General features: G+C 37.4%; 20 protein-coding genes. 15 read left to right on the plus strand and 5 right to left on the minus strand.

Going from position 1 to position 20,181, the window contains the following annotated elements; genetic code table 11:
• Positions 1-62 precede the first annotated feature (62 nt).
• Positions 63-470: an IS200/IS605 family transposase gene (gene tnpA / locus FYJ80_RS09955; protein WP_154426474.1), complete on the plus strand. Its 408-nt coding sequence runs from the start codon at positions 63-65 to the stop codon at positions 468-470.
• A gap of 61 nt (positions 471-531) precedes the next feature.
• On the opposite strand, the gene FYJ80_RS09960 is transcribed toward tnpA, so the two are convergent.
• Together FYJ80_RS09960 and FYJ80_RS09965 are read right to left on the minus strand one after the other, a co-directional pair.
• Positions 532-1,503, minus strand: a complete 972-nt coding sequence (locus FYJ80_RS09960) for a D-2-hydroxyacid dehydrogenase (RefSeq protein ID WP_154426476.1) — start codon at positions 1,501-1,503, stop codon at positions 532-534.
• 23 nt (positions 1,504-1,526) lie between these two features.
• Entirely contained in the window at positions 1,527-1,739 is a 213-nt protein-coding gene (locus tag FYJ80_RS09965; RefSeq protein WP_154426478.1) for a hypothetical protein, read from the minus strand.
• A gap of 113 nt (positions 1,740-1,852) precedes the next feature.
• Here FYJ80_RS09965 and FYJ80_RS09970 point away from each other — a divergent pair, with 113 nt between their 5' ends.
• The 6 genes from FYJ80_RS09970 to hypB all read left to right on the plus strand — a co-directional run bounded on the left by FYJ80_RS09970 (position 1,853) and on the right by hypB (position 7,895).
• Positions 1,853-2,110 (plus strand): hypothetical protein, encoded by a 258-nt coding sequence (locus tag FYJ80_RS09970; protein WP_154426480.1) that lies wholly within the window; start codon positions 1,853-1,855, stop codon positions 2,108-2,110.
• A 99-nt stretch (positions 2,111-2,209) separates the two neighbouring features.
• Entirely contained in the window at positions 2,210-3,082 is an 873-nt protein-coding gene (locus FYJ80_RS09975; RefSeq protein ID WP_154426482.1) for an alpha/beta hydrolase family protein, read from the plus strand.
• A gap of 141 nt (positions 3,083-3,223) precedes the next feature.
• Positions 3,224-3,991, plus strand: a complete 768-nt coding sequence (locus FYJ80_RS09980; protein WP_154426484.1) for a TSUP family transporter — start codon at positions 3,224-3,226, stop codon at positions 3,989-3,991.
• Between the two features lie 65 nt (positions 3,992-4,056).
• Complete coding sequence (locus FYJ80_RS09985; RefSeq protein WP_154426486.1) at positions 4,057-6,882, plus strand: FAD-dependent oxidoreductase; 2,826 nt, start codon at positions 4,057-4,059, stop codon at positions 6,880-6,882.
• Positions 6,875-7,225, plus strand: coding sequence for a hydrogenase maturation nickel metallochaperone HypA (locus FYJ80_RS09990; RefSeq protein WP_154426488.1), 351 nt, complete (start codon positions 6,875-6,877; stop codon positions 7,223-7,225). The genes FYJ80_RS09985 and FYJ80_RS09990 overlap by 8 nt, the downstream gene beginning before the upstream one ends.
• Before the next feature lies 1 nt (position 7,226).
• On the plus strand, positions 7,227-7,895 hold the full coding sequence (gene hypB, locus FYJ80_RS09995; RefSeq protein ID WP_154426490.1) for a hydrogenase nickel incorporation protein HypB: 669 nt from the start codon (positions 7,227-7,229) through the stop codon (positions 7,893-7,895).
• Positions 7,896-8,180: 285 nt separating this feature from the next.
• Here the strand turns inward: hypB and FYJ80_RS10000 are convergent, their stop codons facing one another.
• The gene (locus FYJ80_RS10000) at positions 8,181-8,864 is read right to left on the minus strand and encodes a DUF975 family protein (RefSeq protein ID WP_154426492.1); all 684 of its coding nucleotides are present in this window, start codon (positions 8,862-8,864) and stop codon (positions 8,181-8,183) included.
• Between the two features lie 155 nt (positions 8,865-9,019).
• Here FYJ80_RS10000 and FYJ80_RS10005 point away from each other — a divergent pair, with 155 nt between their 5' ends.
• Positions 9,020-10,354, plus strand: coding sequence for an NAD(P)-dependent oxidoreductase (locus FYJ80_RS10005; protein WP_154426494.1), 1,335 nt, complete (start codon positions 9,020-9,022; stop codon positions 10,352-10,354).
• Between the two features lie 35 nt (positions 10,355-10,389).
• Here FYJ80_RS10005 and FYJ80_RS10010 read toward each other — a convergent pair whose 3' ends face one another.
• Entirely contained in the window at positions 10,390-10,875 is a 486-nt protein-coding gene (locus FYJ80_RS10010; RefSeq protein WP_154426496.1) for a GNAT family N-acetyltransferase, read from the minus strand.
• Between the two features lie 93 nt (positions 10,876-10,968).
• Here FYJ80_RS10010 and FYJ80_RS10015 point away from each other — a divergent pair, with 93 nt between their 5' ends.
• Entirely contained in the window at positions 10,969-12,342 is a 1,374-nt protein-coding gene (locus tag FYJ80_RS10015; RefSeq protein ID WP_154426498.1) for a GntP family permease, read from the plus strand.
• Positions 12,343-12,414: 72 nt separating this feature from the next.
• Here the strand turns inward: FYJ80_RS10015 and FYJ80_RS10020 are convergent, their stop codons facing one another.
• The gene (locus tag FYJ80_RS10020) at positions 12,415-14,247 is read right to left on the minus strand and encodes an amylosucrase (RefSeq protein WP_154426500.1); all 1,833 of its coding nucleotides are present in this window, start codon (positions 14,245-14,247) and stop codon (positions 12,415-12,417) included.
• Positions 14,248-14,456: 209 nt separating this feature from the next.
• Here FYJ80_RS10020 and FYJ80_RS10025 point away from each other — a divergent pair, with 209 nt between their 5' ends.
• From FYJ80_RS10025 to FYJ80_RS10050, 6 genes are read left to right on the plus strand one after another with little or no spacing between them, the layout of a single operon-like run.
• The gene (locus FYJ80_RS10025; protein WP_154426502.1) at positions 14,457-15,761 is read left to right on the plus strand and encodes an ABC transporter substrate-binding protein; all 1,305 of its coding nucleotides are present in this window, start codon (positions 14,457-14,459) and stop codon (positions 15,759-15,761) included.
• A 44-nt stretch (positions 15,762-15,805) separates the two neighbouring features.
• Positions 15,806-16,684 carry a carbohydrate ABC transporter permease gene (locus tag FYJ80_RS10030; protein ID WP_154426504.1) on the plus strand — a complete coding sequence of 293 codons (879 nt, stop codon included), beginning with the start codon at positions 15,806-15,808 and terminating at the stop codon, positions 16,682-16,684.
• A complete protein-coding gene (locus tag FYJ80_RS10035) occupies positions 16,681-17,538 on the plus strand; it encodes a carbohydrate ABC transporter permease (protein WP_154426506.1) in 858 nt (285 codons plus the stop codon). The genes FYJ80_RS10030 and FYJ80_RS10035 overlap by 4 nt, the downstream gene beginning before the upstream one ends.
• A 12-nt stretch (positions 17,539-17,550) precedes the next feature.
• Positions 17,551-17,778, plus strand: coding sequence for a hypothetical protein (locus tag FYJ80_RS10040; protein ID WP_154426508.1), 228 nt, complete (start codon positions 17,551-17,553; stop codon positions 17,776-17,778).
• A gap of 12 nt (positions 17,779-17,790) precedes the next feature.
• Entirely contained in the window at positions 17,791-19,176 is a 1,386-nt protein-coding gene (locus FYJ80_RS10045) for a hypothetical protein (RefSeq protein WP_154426510.1), read from the plus strand.
• Positions 19,177-19,183: 7 nt separating this feature from the next.
• Positions 19,184-20,161, plus strand: coding sequence for a LacI family DNA-binding transcriptional regulator (locus tag FYJ80_RS10050; RefSeq protein ID WP_154426512.1), 978 nt, complete (start codon positions 19,184-19,186; stop codon positions 20,159-20,161).
• Positions 20,162-20,181 lie beyond the last annotated feature (20 nt).

Consider the following 20,181-nt stretch of genomic DNA (forward strand, 5'->3'; position numbering starts at 1 on the left):
GTCTGTAAGAAAAGGACTTGAGCATACTTTTATTATATCCCATTCGATTGTATAATGCAAATATGGCTAGTGAGAAAAATCTAAACCGTTATTCAGCAGCACATGCGGTCTACAACCTGCATTATCACATCGTCTTCTGTCCAAAGTACAGGAGACCCGTGCTAGAGACACTGGAATCCGAGTTGCGGGAACTGTTCGAGCAAAAAGCGAAGGAGCTCAACGTTAAGATAGAGGCAATGGAGATCATGCCAGATCACGTTCACTTGGTCGTCCTGGCATCCCCTGCCATCACCCCACAACTGATCGTCAACCAAATGAAGGGGTATACGTCTCATGTGCTTCGAGAGCGTCATGATTGGCTGAGGAGCCGTTTGCCCACATTGTGGACGCGCTCTTATTATATAGGGAGTGCAGGAGTGGTATCGCAAGAGACCATCATGAAATACATTGAAAACCAGAAGAATGTATAGCCATGCTTTCATCTCCCGCCTAAAGACGGGAGTCTTCCCGCATGGATTTTATAAAACACTCTTAATTTCTATTAACAACATTTTGAGGATTTCCAGAGATAAAGGCTTTTACGTTATCAACTGTAATATCCATAATTCTTGCACGAGCTTCCTTTGCACCCCAAGACATATGAGGTGTAATAATACAATTCTTTGCTGTTAAGAGAGGATTATCATGTTTAATAGGCTCAGTAGAAACTACATCTAAAGCAGTTCCTCCAACCTTTCCAGAATTAAGCGCATCAGCTAAATCCTGTTCTACAATTAATGGACCTCTAGAATTATTAACTATTAATACTCCATCCTTCATCTTTGAGATAGTGTCCTTGTTAATAAGGCCTGCAGTATCTGCAAATAGCGGACAATGAAGCGCAATAACATCACTTTCTTTAAATATTGTGTCACGGTCAACATACTTAAAGCCCTCTTCTTGGAATTTAGGGTTTACAAAGCTATCATTAACAATAACATTCATATTTAAAGCCTTAGCTATTTCACCTGTTCTATGACCAATTCTACCAAAGCCAATAATTCCAAATGTCTTTCCAGCCAACTCTATTAATGGGTAATCCCAGAAGCACCAATCGATATTACTTTCCCATCTTCCACTATGAACTGCATCACTATGGTGTCCAATGTGATGACATAGCTCTAGTAGAAGAGCAATTGCAAATTGTGATACAGAATCTGTTCCATAGGATGGGACATTAGATACAGGAATATTAATTGATGCAGCGTAGGCAGTATCAACTACGTTATAGCCTGTAGCTAAAAGAGCCACAAACCTTATCGATGGACATCCATCAAAAACTACTCTTGAGATCGGTGTTTTATTTGTAATTACAACTTCAGCATCCCCAATTCTTTTAATAATTTCTTCAACATCATCTACAGGTGTTCTATCATAAACTACAACTTCTCCAAGTTTCTCAAGACCCGCCCAGCTTAAATCACCAGGGTTCTCTGTGTATCCATCCAAAACAACGATCTTCATTACCTTCTCCCAGAATAAAAATATTAAAGAGTATCTGCTACCTTCTCGATGAGTTCTACAGATGGAGCCTTTCTATCAATCTTAGATACCTCTACGATGAGCTTAAATAGGTCTACATTCTTTGCTTTTGCGATATCAGCAAAACGCTTTGCAAAGGATGAATGACAGCCCGCAAAACCATAGATTAAATCAATTGGCTCAACTGGTACTCTATATCCATGCTCCTTCATTGCCATCTCAAGCTCATCATCAATGAAGTGGATAAGTGAGTAGAAATCAACATAATCAAGTTTACCAAGTTTTAGGATTGTTGCAGTAATAATTTCTGTAGATTATTTATCAGCACTTCTTGCCATACATAGTAGCTGCTTTAATACTATCTATATTAGGCTTTATAACTGGACATGTAGTATCAAGAGTGATGAGACTACAAAAAAAAGAAGATATTTCTATAACCTTTGCAGTAGCTTTAAGGAACACAAATGCAGCCTTAGTTTTAGCTATAGGCTTCTTACCTGAGCTAGCAGCTCTTCCTATTATTTTTTCTATTGTAATACAACAAACTCTAGCAGCAATTATGGGAAAAGTGATATTTAAAGAAAACTAAAAATTATCTACTATTTTTTTTAAATAACCCCCAAATTATATTGTATTACTTTGTTATATAGTGTAAGAAGTACCCATATTTCTTTGGAGGTTTTTATTTATGAAAAAACTTTTGCTTTTATCCCTAATCCTCTTATTACTTGCTTCTTGTACATCAACAGAGAAAGCTCAAGAGGAATACACCTACACAGAAGAGGTTATCATGGTTGAAGGTGATGGCCACATGATTCCAGCAACTCTTACACTCCCTAACGTTAAAGAGGGTGAGAAGGTAGCTGCAGTTGTAATGTGTCATGGTAATGGCTCAACTCGTCATGAAGCTGGTAATGCTTATGACTACACTGCTCCAGAGCTTGCTAAAGCAGGTATCGCATCAATCAGATTCGACTACATTGGTAACGGCGACTCAACAGAGGACTACATTGACTACACTCACTACAAGGGAGTAGAAGATGCAATTACATGTAAGGAGTACTTAGAAAATATTCCATGTATCGATGGTGATAGAATTGGTATTATGGGATGGAGCCAGGGTGGTAGAGTAGCTTTCTTAACAGCTGCTGAAGATGATGATTTTAAATCTGTTGTTACATGGGCTGGTGCTTATGGTGTAAAACCTTCAGATAAGGATGAATATGAAGTAGCTCTCAAGGATGGTTATTATGAGGTTACTTATGACTGGAGAGGACCATTAAAGCAAGCTCCTGCTTACTATGAATGCTCTATGAATATTGATTACCCAGCAGAGGCTGCTAAGATCAAAGCTCCATATTTATTAATCCAGGGCACAAATGATACAGCAGTAGCTCCTGAGACAGCTAATACTGTTTTTGCAGCTCTCACAGCTTCAGTTAATAAGAGTATCTTCTGGGTTGATGGCGGCGAACACACATTTGGTGTATTTACTCCTGGTGATACAACTCTTGTAACTATCACAGATGAAACTATCGCTTGGTTTAAAGAGACTCTCTAATATTCGAGAATTCATTATCGAAGGGGCTTATTCATAAGCCTCTTCTTTTTATTTAGATGTATAAAGTTTTATTTGCTCTAATATTGAATTGTTTTCTCTCTTGATACAAAATAGGTGGACTAATTTTTTTAGAAGGATATTATGAGCATTACAACGATTATTATATTAACACTCCTCTTTGGCTTAGCAGGCTTTATCGATTCTATCGCAGGAGGTGGTGGCTTAGTATCGTTAACATCGCTTTATGCAGCAGGACTTCCTCCAATAAACGCAGTTAGTACAAATAAGTTTTCAATGACCTTTGGAACTGTATTTGCAACTATAAACTATGCAAGAGAGAAAAAGATAATTTGGAAATTATGCTTTGCAAGTATCCCATTTGCATTAATTGGATCATCCCTAGGAGCTCAGCTTGCACTTCGCTTTGCAGATACTCTACTAAGATATATGCTATTAATAGTCCTTCCAGTTTTAACTGTATTAACACTAAAGAAGAAGGAAGAAAAGAAGGGCACATTAATATCTCAAAGCTTTGAGATAACAACTATTGCATATGTTATTTCTGCAATTGCATCCTTTGTAATTGGTCTATATGATGGCTTCTTTGGACCAGGAACAGGCACCTTCTACACTATCCTATTTTCCTTTATGGGACTTCCTCTTATTTTTAGTGCAGGAACAACTAAGGTACTTAATTTAACATCAAACATAGCAGCCTTTGTGACCTTCATAATTAACGGAACAATATTCTTTAATGTTGGCATTCCATGTGCTATTGCATCTATTATCGGTAATTTAATTGGCTCAAGCTATGCAATAAAGAAAGAAGGAAAAGCTATTAAAAAGCTTTTAATAGTTGTAATTGCACTACTATATATCAAAATATTAGCTGAATTTTTCCTACAATAATATATCTTTGTAGAATGTTTTCATCTCACAATAGATAGTACAATATCTAATCAAGGAGATATTGTATGCCAGAGATGAGTACCAAGTACATGCCAAAGCATGCACATGATGAGAACCCAAATCCAAAGCTTTTAAAGCTATTAAGACGTATTACAGATAGAGCAGAGGGAAAGCTAAAGGGTATTAAAACTACCGACCCTGAATATTGGGGCTTTGCTTGTATCTTTGAGGATGAGCTTGAAAAGGAGATGAGCGATAATGCTATCGATCTTCTTCTCGATATGAAGGTTAGAAAGAAGTACGCCTATAGCGAAATGCTAGCAAAGTGTAAAAACATTGGATTAAACCAAGAAAAGGCCTTTGAGCTTTTAGAACGCCTCTCTTTCTTTGGTATGCTTGAGTACGACTATGGTGATAAATATACAAAACAAGGCCCTATTCCAGGTACAACATATAACCTAGAGGATAGACACTATTGGATACCACTATTTGTTCCAGGCTCTGCTGAGTACACAAATATGAACACAAAGCTAATGGATAAACACCCTGAGCTAGCAATGTTCTTTGAGAGAATGACCTTCCTACCTCTTGCTGGTATTACACAGATGGTACCTCCTGGAGGAGCTGGAATTGGTATGCATGTTATTCCTGTTGAAAAAGCCATCGAGATGGAAAATACAACTATGGATATTGAGCATATCTCCTACTGGCTAAAGCGATATGAAGGACATATTGGCGCATCAATTTGTTCCTGTCGATATGGTAGAAAAAAGCTCGATGAAGGGTGTGCAGATGACTATCAGGATTGGTGTATCGGAGTTGGTGATATGGCTGATTACTGCCGTGAAACAGGTAGAGGACGTGATATCACATACGATGAAGCAATGGAAATTCTAAAGCGCGCAGAGGATAATGGCTTTGTCCATCAAGTTACTAATATCGATGGAGAAAATAAAATCTTTGCAATTTGTAACTGTAATGTAAAAATCTGTAATGCACTTAGAACTTCCCAGCTCTTTAACACACCTAATATGTCTGCTTCAGCATATAGAGCACACGTTAATAAGGATAATTGTGTTGCATGCGGACAATGTGTTGAGTACTGTCCAGCAGGTGCCTTAAAGCTTGGTCAAAAGCTATGTAAAAAGGAGGGCAAAGAGGTTAAATACCCTAAGATGGAGCTTCCTAATAGCAAAAAATGGCCAAAGGAGAAATGGACAGAGGATTATCGCGATAAAAATAGAATAAACTGCCATGACACAGGTACTGCACCTTGTAAGACTGCATGTCCTGCACACATTGCAGTACAAGGCTATCTTAAGAAGGCTGCAAAGGGTGAATATAGAGAAGCCTTAGCTCTAATTAAAAAGGAAAACCCGTTCCCAGCAGTATGCGGAAGAATTTGTAATAAAAGATGTGAGGATGCGTGTACTCGAGGTACTATAGATAGAGCTGTATCTATAGATGAAGTAAAGAAATTTATCGCAGAGCAGGATTTAAAGGCAGAGCATAGATATATCCCAGAAATAGTAGTTGCATCAAATGTTGGAAGATGGAAGGAAAAGATTGCAATAATTGGTGCAGGTCCTGCGGGCTTATCATGTGCATATTATCTAGCTCAAATGGGCTACTACCCTACAGTATTTGAAAAGAATGAAATACCAGGTGGTATGCTTACATATGGAATTCCATCATACAAGCTTGAAAAGGATGTAATTGCAGCTGAAATCGATATCATGAAGGAGATGGGTGTCGAGATCAAAACAGGTATTGAGGTTGGTAAGGATATAACAATAGCAGAGCTAAGAAAGCAAGGCTATAAGGCCTTCTATATCGCTATTGGCTGCCAGGGAGGAAGAAGACCTAATATCCCAGGAGATAACTCAATTGGAACATATACTGCAGTTGATTTCTTAAAGGTAAGTAACACTGGCTCTCTTTCCTTTGATGACGAAACAGTAGTTGTTGGTGGCGGTAATGTTGCAATAGACGCAGCAAGAGTTGCTAAGAGAAGTGGTGCTAAAAAGGTTACTATGCTTGCCTTAGAGAACCCAGAAATTCTACCAGCCTCAAAGCTAGAGGTTGAGGAAGCTTTAGACGATGGTGTTGAAATTCTATATGGCTGGGGACCAAAAGAGGTTAAAACTCAAGATGGTAAGGTCAGCTCAATAGTCTTCAAGAAGTGTACCTCAGTATTTGATGAAAATAAGCGATTTGCACCAAAGTATGATGAAGCAGATACTATCGAGCTAAATGCAACAAAGGTAATCTTTGCTATTGGACAGTGCATCGAATGGGGTAATTTACTTGATAATGAGAAAATAGAATTCCACCATGGCTCTTATCCTAAGGCAGAGAAATATACATACCAAAGTGCAACAGAGGATATCTTTATTGGTGGTGATGTATTAACAGGTCCTAAGTTTGTTATTGATGCAATAGCTCAAGGTCATGAGGCTTCAGAATCATTACACAGATTTGTACAAAATGGTCACATGACAATTGGCAGAAATAAGAGAGAGTTTATCGAGCTTGATAAAAATGATATTTCACTAATTAGCTATGATACAGCAGGTCGCCAAGAGCCCTCATATATTGAAGGTGTTGATAAGCACTCCTTTAAGGATCCTTCAGGAATCTTAACTGAGGAGCAGGTAAAGAAAGAAACCTCACGCTGTCTTGGATGTGGTGTAACAGTAGTTGACCCAAATAAGTGTATTGGCTGTGGAATTTGTACAACTAAGTGTAAGTTTGATGCAATTACTCTACACCGCGACCACCCTGAAGCCTCAAAGATGGTTGTAGCAGAGGATAAGTTTAAGCACATCATCCCATATGCTGCTAAGCGTGGAGTAAAGATATTATTCAAGGGTAATAAAGACGATGCATGAGCTAGGTGTTGTATTTCACTGCATAGACCAGGTAAATAGTATAGCAAGTGAGAACAATGTAAAGCGAATTAACTCTGTAACAGTGGAAATCGGAGAGGTCTCTACTGTTATTCCTGAGCTTTTTGAAGATTGCTGGTCATGGGCCGTAAAGAAGGAAACAGTTTTAAAGGATGCGAAGATAAAAATCGAAAAAATTAAAGCTGTTACCTACTGTGAGGCATGTCAAAAGGAATATCCTACAATTCAATATGGGAAGGTATGTCCATATTGTAATAGTGAAAGGACATATCTAATAAAGGGCAATGAGTTGATAATAAAAGAGATAGAGGCTGTGGAGGTATAACTTGGATAAGGTTAGAATAATTGAAGTAAAACAAAGCATTTTTGCCGATAATGATAGAGATGCAGATAAGCTAAGAGAAGAATTAAAAATAAAGAAAACATTTTTATTAAATTTAATGTCATCCCCAGGAAGTGGTAAAACAACATTTTTAAAGGGAATAATTAAAAGATTAAAGGATGATATCTCAATTGGTGTTATGGAAGCAGATATCGACTCAGATGTTGATGCCTTAGCAATAAAGGAAACTGGTGTTAAAGCTATTCAACTCCATACAGGTGGAATGTGTCACCTTGATGCTTCAATGACAAGACAAGGTCTTGAAGAATTTGGTGTTAACGATCTTGATCTTGTAGTTCTTGAGAACGTAGGAAACCTAGTTTGTCCTGCTGAATTTGATACAGGAGCGGTAAAGAACGCAGTTATCTTATCTGTTCCAGAGGGGCATGATAAGCCATTAAAGTATCCTTTAATGTTCCAGGTTGCAGATATTCTTATTATCAATAAAATAGATGTCCTTGATTACTTTGATTTTGACCTTGAAAAAGTAAAAGCTTATGCGTTAATGAGAAACCCTAAGCTAAAGATTTTTACAGTATCTGCAAAGACAGAGGAAGGTTTAGATGATGTTGCTTCCTATTTAAAAGCAGAGGTACTAGCATGGACAAAGTAAGAAACACATTTTGTATGTATTAGTTTGGGATTTTACTCTTAAGAGAATCGGCATAGTTTAGTAATTACTAGACTATGCCTTTCTTATTAATGTGAGACTTTCGTTTAATATTCCTTGATACAATTACAGAGGATTTTAATTATTACTATCAACGCGTTCTACTTTGTGTTTCTGCAATTCTTAGCTACTATATTTTTTCTTTGTCTCATACCGCTAAAAACGTCATTTACAAATGCTTTCAAAAACCATTAGTAGAACTGCCATTTTTTAGACTCTTTTCGCTTATTAACCGATAGAGTTTTTCTTTAACTCCTCATAAAGAGCTGCAGATGTTAGCTGGTGATAAGGCTGTACATATAAGAGAGTTACAACACCAAAGGTTAAGGCTCCTAGGATGTACCATGGAATGAAGCTAAGTGTAAGGACAAAGGCTCTCCACTTATTTCCACTCATCATTTTCTTACTCTTTAAAAATGCATCCTTTCTTGAGATATTTGGGTCCTCAGCAATAATGTATGGAACCATAGAGTACTCATAAAGCTTTACTATACCTGGTACTATAAATAGTAGTGACCATAAGAAAATAAAGAGGTTCATCATAAATATTGTCTCTGCATTTCTCTTATAGCTTACATCATAGCCTGTTCCTACATCAGAGATATTTCCAAGATTATTTATTGCATTAATTCTAAATTTAGAAATACCTACTTGAAGTGGATTAACAATGAAAATTATAAAAAGAATAACTGCTGCTATTAGTAGCAATCCAGCTATAAACATAAAAAATAGGCCAAAAGGAAAAGCATAAAATATATCATCTATAATTTCATCTGCATCACCTAATTTAAAGGTAAAAAAGCTACCACCTGAGAATATTAAGGAAAAAAGAGCAGAGACTAATACAGTTTTCCAATAATTTCTAGAAACAGCTTCCTTTGCTCTTAGTTTTAAATCTTTTCTAAGCCACATAACAAATCTCCTATAGCACTATTATATCTATCAAAATAAGGCTTGTTAATATATCAAGTATTAAACATTTTCAAAGTCGGAATAATCCAATGTTCAGAATTAATAAATTGATTTTTTGATGGTAAAATGAAAATGGATAATAAATTGGAGGTGCTATGGCTTATCATGTTCTTGATGAAGCTGATAAATGTTTAGGCTGTAAAAAGCCTATGTGTCAGGAAGGATGTCCAATACACACTAACATCCCAGAAGCTATTAGATTATTAAAGCAAAGCAAGCTCAATGAAGCAGGTAAGATGCTATTTGAAAATAACCCTCTTACAACTGTTTGTGCTATTGTATGTAACCATGAAAGACAGTGCGAGGGCCACTGTATTAGAAATAAAATGAAGACTCATGACCCTGTTCATTTCTCTGTCATTGAGGATTACATCTCAACTACCTATGCAAATAAGATGACAATGGGACCAGCCCCTAAGAATGGTAGAAGAGTTGCTATTGTAGGTTCAGGCCCTGCAGGCTTAACTATATCTGTATTACTCGCTAGATGGGGATATGATATAACAATATTTGAAGCCCGCGATAAAATCGGGGGTGTCATGAGATATGGTATTCCATCATTTAGACTCCCAGATAGAATCCTTGATGACTTTCAGTATAGACACCTTGAGCTTAAGGATATAAAGGTAAGAACTCATACAACTATTGGAAGAACCTTAACTATTGATGATTTGTTCCGTGATGGCTATGACGCTGTATTCATTGGTGCAGGCTTAAGAAAGCCTTCTGCAATGCATATTAAGGGTGAAAGTCTTGGAAATGTAGTTTTTGCTATCGACTATTTAGGTAATAGTAAAGCATTTAAGCTAGGAGATAATGTTGCAGTAGTAGGTGTTGGAAACTCAGCTATGGACTGTGCAAGAACTGCAATTAGAAATGGTGCAAGTCATGTAACCTGTTACTCACTATCTGATGATAAGCACATACAAGCATCTGTATATGAATATTCTTATGCAGGTATTGAGGGTGTTAACTTCCGCTTTAATAAGAAGCCTGTAGAACTAAGAGAAAAGGGAATGATTTGTCTTGATACAGTAACTGAGGAAGATGGTTCTATTAAAGTTGTTGAGGGTACTGAAAAATTCTATCCTCATACAGGTGTAATTGTTGCTATTGGACAGCTAGCAGAGAGTACCTTAGTAAAGACAACTCAGGGTATCGACACAACTAATAAGGGTTTATTATCTGTTGATAGCGATGGAAAGACTACTCGTGCAGGTGTTTTCGCAGGTGGTGATGCCGTTAATGGTGCTAGAACAGTTGTTGAAGCTGTTGCTACAGCAAAAAATGTTGCAGTAGCTATGGATGAATATATGAAGAGTCTTCCTCCAAAGAGTGAAGAGGACCCATATAAGGATATTCCAGTATATGACGAACCAATTCTAGATGCATTTAGCGAACAATTTTTAGGTCCACTTGAAGATAAATAAAGATTTTTAGGGAGTGTTAAAACACTCCCATTTTTTTAAAGCATTAAGCCCCAAAGCTCTCCATCAAAATACTCATCACCTACTTTTAGCATTCTTGTGGTATAGCCTTCCTTTACAAAGCCAAACTTTTTATATAAAGCCTTAGCTCTTTCATTATCTGCCCTAACCTTTAAATTTATCTTAGTTATTCCTCTATCCTTCGCCTCTTGGATAAGCATATTCATAATTGTACTACCAACACCCTTACCCCAATAGGCCTTGCAAACAGATATTCCAAGCTCAGCTGAATGACTTATTCTTCTTACTCCAAGCTCTAGACTTCCATCACCAACGATAGTTCCATCATCCTCAACTGCTACAATACATGGAGCCGATAGCTTATCTAAATATTCTTCCTCCTGTTTTATAGTAAAAGGAAGTCCCTCAGAGCCAAAGGTAAGGTTATCACTTTCACCACCTATTCTCTTTAAATATTGAAGCATATTTGCTGCATCTTCTTTCTTAGGCTTCCTATAAATCATGGTCTCACCTCGACTTAAAATTTTTTACAATAAAATTATTTTCTGATAGAAAAAGTGGGTTTATTCTATATTAAACAAACAAAGGAGGACAATATGTCTGGCGTAGGATTAATTATTGCTTTTGTTATCTCAATAGTCATTATGATTGTTGCAATTAGCAAATTTCACGTTCATCCATTCATTGCTTTGATGGCAATTTCTCTCATCTTAGCATTAATTGTAGGAATTCCTCTCGGTAAGATCCCTTCTATGATCGGAGCTGGCTTCTCAGGAACCTTCTCTTCTATTGGTATTGTAATTATTTTGGGTGCAATTATCGGAACAATACTAGAAAAAACAGGAGGCGCTCTAAAGCTTGCAGAGATGGTTGTAAAGCTCGTTGGCAAGAAGCATCCTGACCTTGCAATGGAGCTTATGGGTTGGGTTGTATCTATTCCTGTATTCTGTGACTCAGGATTTGTAATTCTTGACCCTATTAGAAGATCACTTCAGAAGAAAACCGGTTACTCATCTGTTGCTCTAACAGTTTGTCTCTCTGCTGGTCTATATACTGCTCACGTATTTATTCCACCAACACCAGGTCCAATTGCAGCTGCAAATACTCTTGGAGTTGGCGAACACCTTCTCCTTGTAATGGGTATCGGTGCATTAGTATCTATTCCATGTTTAATTGCTGCATATTTCTATGCAAACTACATTGGAAAGAAGGTTAAGACTGTAGAAGATTTACAGGAAACCTCAGAAAAAGAGTATAAAGAGCTATTAAAGAGCTTTGGAAAGCTTCCTAATGGCTTTATGGCACTTGCTCCAATTATTATCCCAATCATTTGTATGGCACTTTCATCAATTATTGGTATGGCAGGAATTCAAGGTGTAGCTAAGACCTTCTTTACCTTCGTTGGTACTCCAATAATCGCACTCGCAATTGGTGTTGTATTTGGTGTTATCCTTCTTGCTCAGCAGAAGAAGATTGGTGATTTCTACAAAATCGTAGATGATACTCTTCGTGTTGTAGGTCCTATCCTCTTCGTTACAGCAGCTGGTGGTGTACTTGGTAAGGTTATCTCTGAAGCAGGATTCGTTGGCTACATGCAGGAGCATGCAGCAATCCTCGCAAAGATTGGTATCTTCTTCCCATTCCTAGTATCTGCAATTTTAAAGTCTGCACAGGGCTCTTCAACAGTTGCACTTACAACTACAGCAGGTATCATGGGAGCTATTACAGATAATGGTTCTATGATGAGTCTACTCGGACTTAATACACCTATGGCAGGTGTACTCACAGTAATGGCTATTGCAGCTGGTGCTATGACAGTATCACATGCAAATGACTCTTACTTCTGGGTTGTAACTAAATTTGGTCAAATTGAGACTACAGATGGTTATAAGACACAGTCTGCTATGACAGGTATTATGGGTGTTGTTGGTATTATCTTTACTTGGATTTTATCACTATTCTTAATTTAATTAGCTATAAATAAAAGGGCCTGCACCAAAAAGCTTTGGTGCAGGCTAGCATATTCAAAGGAGGAAGAATTGCTAATTTATCTTTACTAAATACATATATTCATATGCATCAAGCTTAAAGCCTAAACCAGGGTTTACTACTCTAGAAGTAAATAGATCCTTATATTCACCTAAGAAGTAATCAAAATGAACATTTTCTTCTCTATCTGCAAAGTTCATTACGCAAAGCATATCTCTATCATCAATAGTTCTTCTTATCGCAAATACACTATCACTATGTGAATGCCAGGTTGTTACCTTAGCTCCAGCATCAAAGCATCTATCATTCTTTCTTACTTCATCAAGCTTCAATATTCCATGGAAAATAGTACTTTCATATCCATTACCATCTTCAGCAAGCTTTTCTCTATCCCACTTAAACTGTGATCTATGTAAATTTCTGCTATCAAGCGCACGTGTATGATCATTCATATATGAGTAATCATTTAGCTGTCCAATTTCATCGCCGGAAGAAAGCATTGGGAAGCCTCTGAAGGAGTATAGAGCTGCATGCATTAAAAGATCTCTTTTAATACCCTTCTCTAATAGCTGGTCATCTGCATAATTTAAAGCATTCTCAATACCACAAAGAGATGCTGTTGTTCCACAGGAGCGAGCATCTAAGCTATCTTCATCAAAGTTATAGAGCTGACCACGGCTATATGAACCCTTAAAGGAGCCCTCAAAGAATTTATATAAGAATATTTTATGCTTTAATGGATCAATTCCAAGAGCTCTTTCTTGATCCTCATCTAAGCCCCAACCAATATCATCATGGCACCTAATGTAGTTTACAAAGTAGCAATGCTCATCCATGCTAAGTATATCCTCAGCCATGTGCTCAAGTAATTTCACATTTTGGCTCGCAAGAGCAGACCAGAAGTTAACCATTAATGAAACATTATATAATAGGTGACACTCAGGAGCCTCTTTAGTTCCGAAATATGCTTTTAGCTCCTTAGGTGCCATAACTACTTCACCCTTGAAAATTACACAAGGAGCAACAATTTCGAGAACTAATCTCATAATTCTTACTATCTTATGTACCTCTGGAAGGTTTCTTGAGGAGGTACCAAGCTCCTTCCAGATATAAGGAACTGCATCAAGGCGGAATACCTCTACACCTAAATTAGCTAGGTGAAGTGCTGCTCTTAGCATCTCGAGTAATACATTTGGATTTCTATAATTTAAATCCCACTGATATGGATAGAAGGAGGATAAAACCCATTTCTGCATTTTCTCAGACCAAATAAAGTTTCCTGGAGCAGTAGCAGGGAATACCTCTGGAGTAGTCTTTTCATATTCATCAGGGAAGGTTCTATCACTATAGCACATATAAAAGTTTTGATAGTACTCATCACCTGCTTCAGCTCTCTTTGCCCACTCATGAGTTGAGGCTGTATGGTTCATTACGAAATCGAGACAGAGGCTTATTCCATTCTTTCTTAAGGTTCTTGTGAGAGAAGCTAAATCCTCATTAGTACCAAATCTTTCATCGACCTGGAAGAAGTCCTCAACAGCATAGCCTCCATCATTATCCTTTTTAGGCATCTTTAATAGTGGCATGAGGTGAAGATACTTTAATGAGAGCTTTTTTAAATAATCAACCTTTGCTTCTAAGCCCTTTAAGGATAGAGCAAATAAATCACTATACATTGTTAAGCCCAGCATATCGCTTCTTTTATACCACATAGGGTCCTTAAGACGCTTTTCATCGAGCTCCTTTAAATCCTCATCTCTTTTATATGAATACTCTCTCATTATTAAAATAAGATTTTCTAATGAAGAGTCATCATTATATAGTGCTTTTAATAAGCTACTTAATTCTTCCTTTCTACTCTCAAGTCTAGCTGAAAAATCAGACATTTATATAACCTCCATTATCAAACGTTTAATATATTAACCGCTTAACATATTATTAACTCATATTTTTGGGTAAATCAACATATTTTTTCATTATTTTGACCTTTTTGGGAAACAAAATATTTTTTATGAAAATTTTTATAATAAACGTTTGACATATTAGAAAACCTGGGTTACTCTGTATCTGTAGAAAACAAAAAAGGAGAACCAATATGAAAAGTTCCATTAAGTTTATCGCTATCGTTCTAGCAGTAATGGTATTATTTTGTAGCTGCTCTAAGAAAAGTGAAACAGCAACTACTAATACAACAGCAAGTACTGCCAAGGTTTCAATTACATTATTAAATTCAAAGGGTGAAATTCAGACAGGTCTTGAGAAGATTGCTGCACAATTTGAAAAAGATAAGGGTATCCATGTTGAAGTAATCGCATGTGGTGCAGGTGAAGTTCCTTATACAAAGGTTACTACAATGTACAACTCTGGCAATGCTCCTACCCTCGCTATCCTCGACCCAACAGATATCGTAGGCCTTGCTAAGGAATATGCACTTGATCTTTCAGGCGAAAAATGGGTATCAGAGACAGATGCTCTCAACCTCACTGTAGATGGAAAGATTTACTCATTCCCATTCTGTGTTGAAGGTAGAGGTATTATATATAATAAGAGTGCTATCGAATCTGTTTTAGGTAGAAGCTTTGATCCAAAGAGTATCAACACATACTCATCCTTCAAGGCTATCTTAGCAGAACTCAGAAGTAAGGGTATGGAAAATCCTGTATTCCTCGCTAAGGAAGACTGGTCACTTGGTGCACACCAGCTTGGTTACATCTATGATGCATATGATGGAACAACAGCAGGATCAGAGGTTATCATTAACGAGCTTAAGGCAGGAAAGAACCCACTCGATGTAGATCGCTTCAACCAGTTTGTTGATACAATCGACTTAATTCTTGAATATAACTTTGCAAAGGCAGATCCACTTGGAGCTGACTACGATCAGGGTGCTCTTGAGCTTGCATGTGGTAACGTAGCATTCTGGCCTAATGGCTGTTGGGCATGGCCTAACCTAGTTGAAGGTGGTGCAGATGCTAATGGAGAATTCGGTTTCATCTCATTCGTACTCGGTGATGATCCTAATGATTTTGCTAACACATCAATCCAGGCTTCAGCTTCAAAGCAGATTATGATCGACCGCATTCAGGCATCAGCAGAACAGCAGGAAGCAGCAAAAGAGTTCATCAACTACTTAGTATTTGACACAACAGGTCAGAAGATGTTCGTTGAAGAAACAGCTTTAATCCCAGCAGCAAAGAACAATCCTAACCAGCCTCTCGACCCACTCGGAAAGGATATCGCAGAGCGCACAGCTTCAGGTAAGCTCTACACATCATGCTTCATCGCTCCATCTGATCACTGGTCAGTAATGGGTGCTGCAATGCAGAAGTACATCGCTGGCATGTCAGATAAGAAAGAGCTCGCATCAACACTTTCACAATATTGGAAAGCTCAAAACTAATGCTTTAATATCCTCTAGGCCACGTGCCTAGAGGGAGGTATAAAATGAAAAAATCAACAATACAGGATATAAAAGCTGGTGCAATGTTTGCACTTCCGGGATTGGTTGTTTTCTTTTTAGTTGTAATCATCCCATTTGTTTATGGTTTTTATCTTACATTTACAGACTGGAATGGTGTAAGCCAAGTAAAGTCATTAGTTGGATTTAAAAACTATGTAGATACATTCAAGGATGTAGAATTCTGGTCTTCAATGTGGCTCACTCTAAAATACGTAGCTATTTCTGTAATTTTAGTTAACATTGTAGCCTTTGGACTCGCATACCTTCTCTCAAATGGAATTAAGGGCCAAAACTTCTTTAGAGCAGGCTTCTTTACTCCAAACCTAATCGGTGGTGTAGTTTTAGGTTTCATTTGGAAGTTTATCTTCTCTAACGTATTTACCGCAGTAGGAAAGGCAGTAGGTGTTGATTGGCTTTCAAAGTCAATGCTTAGTGCGCCAAAGACAGCATACTTTGCTTTAATTTTAGTAACAGTATGGCAGTTAGCTGGTTATATGATGCTTATCTACATCGCAGGCTTCACAGGCCTTAGCCACGATGTTCTAGAGGCAGCTTCAATCGATGGAGCAACAGGCTGGAGAAGAATGAGATCAATCATTCTCCCATTGATGGTTCCTTCCTTTGTAATCTGTATCTTCTTAACACTCTCAAGAACATTCATGGTTTACGACTTGAACCTCACACTTACTAAGGGTGGTCCATATGCTTCAACAAGACTTGTAGCAATGCACGTTTATGAAAAAGCATTCACAGCCCGCAACTATGGTGTAGGTCAGGCAGAAGCATTGTTCTTATTTATTGTAGTAGCAATTATTTCTGGCTTACAGGTTTACGTAGGAAGAAAGAAGGAGGTAGCAGCATGAAGCAGCAGAAAGTTGGCGGAACAAAGAAAATCGTTATCGACGTACTATTATTCGTGCTTGTTGCAGTCCTATTCGTACTCTTTATGGTACCTTTCTTGATGACTATTCTTAACTCCTTCAAGGTTAAGATGGATATCTTAAGAGACCCTCTTTCTCTTGCACCATCAAAGGGCTTCTCCTTAAGCAACTACATAGATGCATTTAAGAAGATGAGCTATCTTACTGCATTTATGAACAGCGTTATTGTTACAGGCTTTTCAACAGTATTTGTAACAATACTCTCGGCAATGTGTGCTTACTACTATGTTAGACATGATAACAAGTTCTCTAAGGTTTGCTCATCATTGATGTCTGCATCTATGATTATCCCATTCCAAGCGATCATGATTCCTTTAGTATATATCTATGGAGCTAAGCTTGGCTTACTTAATCACAGAGCAACACTCATCTTCATGCATACAGGCTTTGCAATGTCAATGTCAGTATTCATCTTCCAGGGCTTTATTAAATCTAACGTTCCACTTGCACTTGAAGAGGCTGCAAAGATTGATGGCTGTGGCAGATATAGAACCTTCTTCCAAATAGTTTTCCCACTACTTGGACCTACAACTGCTACATTAATCATTCTAAACGTACTTGCATTCTGGAATGACTATCTCTTACCAAGCTTAGTACTCGGTGTAAAGGCAATTAAGACACTTCCACTTTCAACATACGAGTTCTATGGAACCTTCAGTGCTGACTATGGTTTGATCATGGCTGCCTTGATCTTAACAGTATTACCTATCTTGGTTATCTATCTAGTACTACAGAAAGCAATCATCTCTGGTGTTGTTGCAGGTGCTGTAAAATAAGAGGAATAAAAAATGAATATCACAAGTGATGCAAAATATATTAGAGTACCAAACAATACAAACGGAATATGTAAACAGCTTTTTATATATATTGAAGGTGTACTTGAAAAGATACTTTTCATCACTCCTGATAATAAAGAGGGATATACATACTATCCACTGTATAAATATAAGGACCAAAAGATCACAATTCAAACAAGTGATGACAGCTTGCTTGATGAGTTAGCAATTATTGTTTAATGGAGAATTGAAATGCGCTTTGAGTTTTTTCTTAACAAAAGATATTTAGTATTACCTTATTCTTATAATGCATCTCCTCGTGAAGTAGGTTTTTATAATGAGGATGGAGAGGTTATTACCTCTCTCCTCCTCGAATATGATGAAAACCCAAATGATTGGGTTTATTTATCAGCGTCCCTCTTTAAGGGAGAAAAAGTAATAATCGAGGCAGATAAGGAGCTTGAGGAGCTAATTAAGCTTGAAGATGAAAAGCCTAATACTCCTAAACACTTTACCCTTCACTACACTCCAAGCTTTGGCTGGATTAATGACCCTAATGGCTTACACTATAGAGACGGTCTTTATCACATGTATTATCAATACAATCCTGTGTCTAAGAAGTGGAATAATATGTCTTGGGGACATGCTGTTTCAAAGGATTTAGTATCATTTGAGGAAAAGGATCCAGTCTTTTTACCAAAGGATGATACAAGAGTTATTTTCTCTGGCTCAGCTTTAGATGGTGAATTTGCATATACAGTTGCAAACATTAAGGGTGAAAGAAGCTTCTACCAGGAAAGATGCTATTCAAAAGATGGCTTTAACTTCTCTCCTAGTGAAGTAATTATCCCTAACTATGTTAGTGATGAAAGAGATCCTCGCTTATTCTCCTATAAGGGTAAAAAATACCTCCTACTCTGGGAACAAAAGAATAGGTTTGCACTCTATGTTGAGAAATATGGTTTCTATGAAATCGTAAACACCTTTGAAGCGCAAGATGCTTGGGAATGCCCAGACATCTATATCCTTGGCGATAGATTATTCTTTACTAGTGCTGATGGCTTCTACTTTGAAGCAAAGCTTGATGATTCAGGACTTTCATTAATTAGTGAGAGAAAAGAGCTATACCTTACAAAGCTCCCTTATGCTGCACAGAGCTTTACAGGTCTTAAGGATACATACATTGTTTCATGGCTAAGAGTTGAAACTCCACACCTAAGAACAACAGGAGCAATGAGTATCATAAGAAAGGTAGGCATAAAGGGTGATGTACTTACTCTTGAACCTAATAGTGATTTAATGAGTCACTTCATCGCTAATGGAGAATATGGAAATAGCTATTCATCAGATAAAGAGGTTCTATATTTAGTTACCGAGGGTAGCTTCATTGGCAATATTTTAGGTGCATATATTAGTTATGATAGCAATAGTGGTCGCTTATCTTTCTTAGATCAGAATGTGATATTCAAGAGCCATGATAAAAAGCTTAATATCTTTATTGATAAAGAAATCATCGAGATTTCCAATAGTGATTATAGTGAATTAGCAGTATTTGAAATCAAAGATAAAAACGTTTATCATAAAGATGTTAGAATCTCATCTTCTAACGTTAAAATAAAAGAGTTTATCTGGAGGTGAACTTTAGTTGGCTACAATAAAGGATGTTTCTAAGGAGACAGGCCTTAGCATTGGTACTGTCTCGAGAGTATTCAATAATCGTGGTTATATCAGTAAGGAAACCAGGGAAAAAGTTGAAGCTGCAGTAAAGAAGCTAAACTACCAGCCAAATGCTATAGCTCGTTCCCTATCAAAATCTTCTTCGAATATTATTGGTGTAATACTACCTCATATATCACACCCTTTCTTCTCTGACCTACTCTCATATATTGAGAATGCAACGAGAGAAAAGGGATATTCACTAATGGTATTTGTCACTAAGGGTGATGAAGAAGCAGAGCTTGCAATGATTAATCGTTGTAGAGAAAACAAGGTATGTGGTTTAATCCTTTGCTCAGGACGATTTGCAACTAAGAAAATTGAAAGTAACGAATTTCCAGTAGTTGCAATTGAAAGAAATCCTGAAGGTGCTTCCTTTGCTATCGAGTGTAATAATAGACAGGGTGGTAGATTAGCTGCTCAGGAGCTAATTGATAAGGGGTGTAAAAACCTTGTCAGCTTAGCGGGTATTAAGGGCAGAAAGATGCCTGCAGACGATAGATCCACTGGATTTGAAGAGGTTTGTAGAGAGAATAGTGTAAACTTTACATGTCTAACATATCCACCTGAGTTATATGATCGTCTCGATTACACAGCCTTTATTGATAAGGTCTTAACAGAGAGACCAAATACCGATGGTATCTTCGCTTCCTCTGATATCATCGCAAGTCAGGTGATACAGGTTGCAGCCTCAAAGGGCTTAAAAGTACCAGAGGATCTAAAGGTAATAGGCTTTGATGATACTCTTATTGCAACCTATACAACACCTCAGCTTACAACCATTCATCAACCAATTAAGGAGATGGCAGAGCTTGCTGTTTCAACTCTAATTGGCTTAAAGGATGAGAAATCAGCTACAGGCTGTACAATAATGAATGTAAGCTTAGTAAAAAGAGGAACAACCTGATACTCTAGTGGAGATTTATT

The sequence above is a fragment of the Bullifex porci genome (assembly GCF_009695635.1).
Lineage (GTDB): Bacteria > Spirochaetota > Spirochaetia > Sphaerochaetales > Sphaerochaetaceae > Bullifex > Bullifex porci.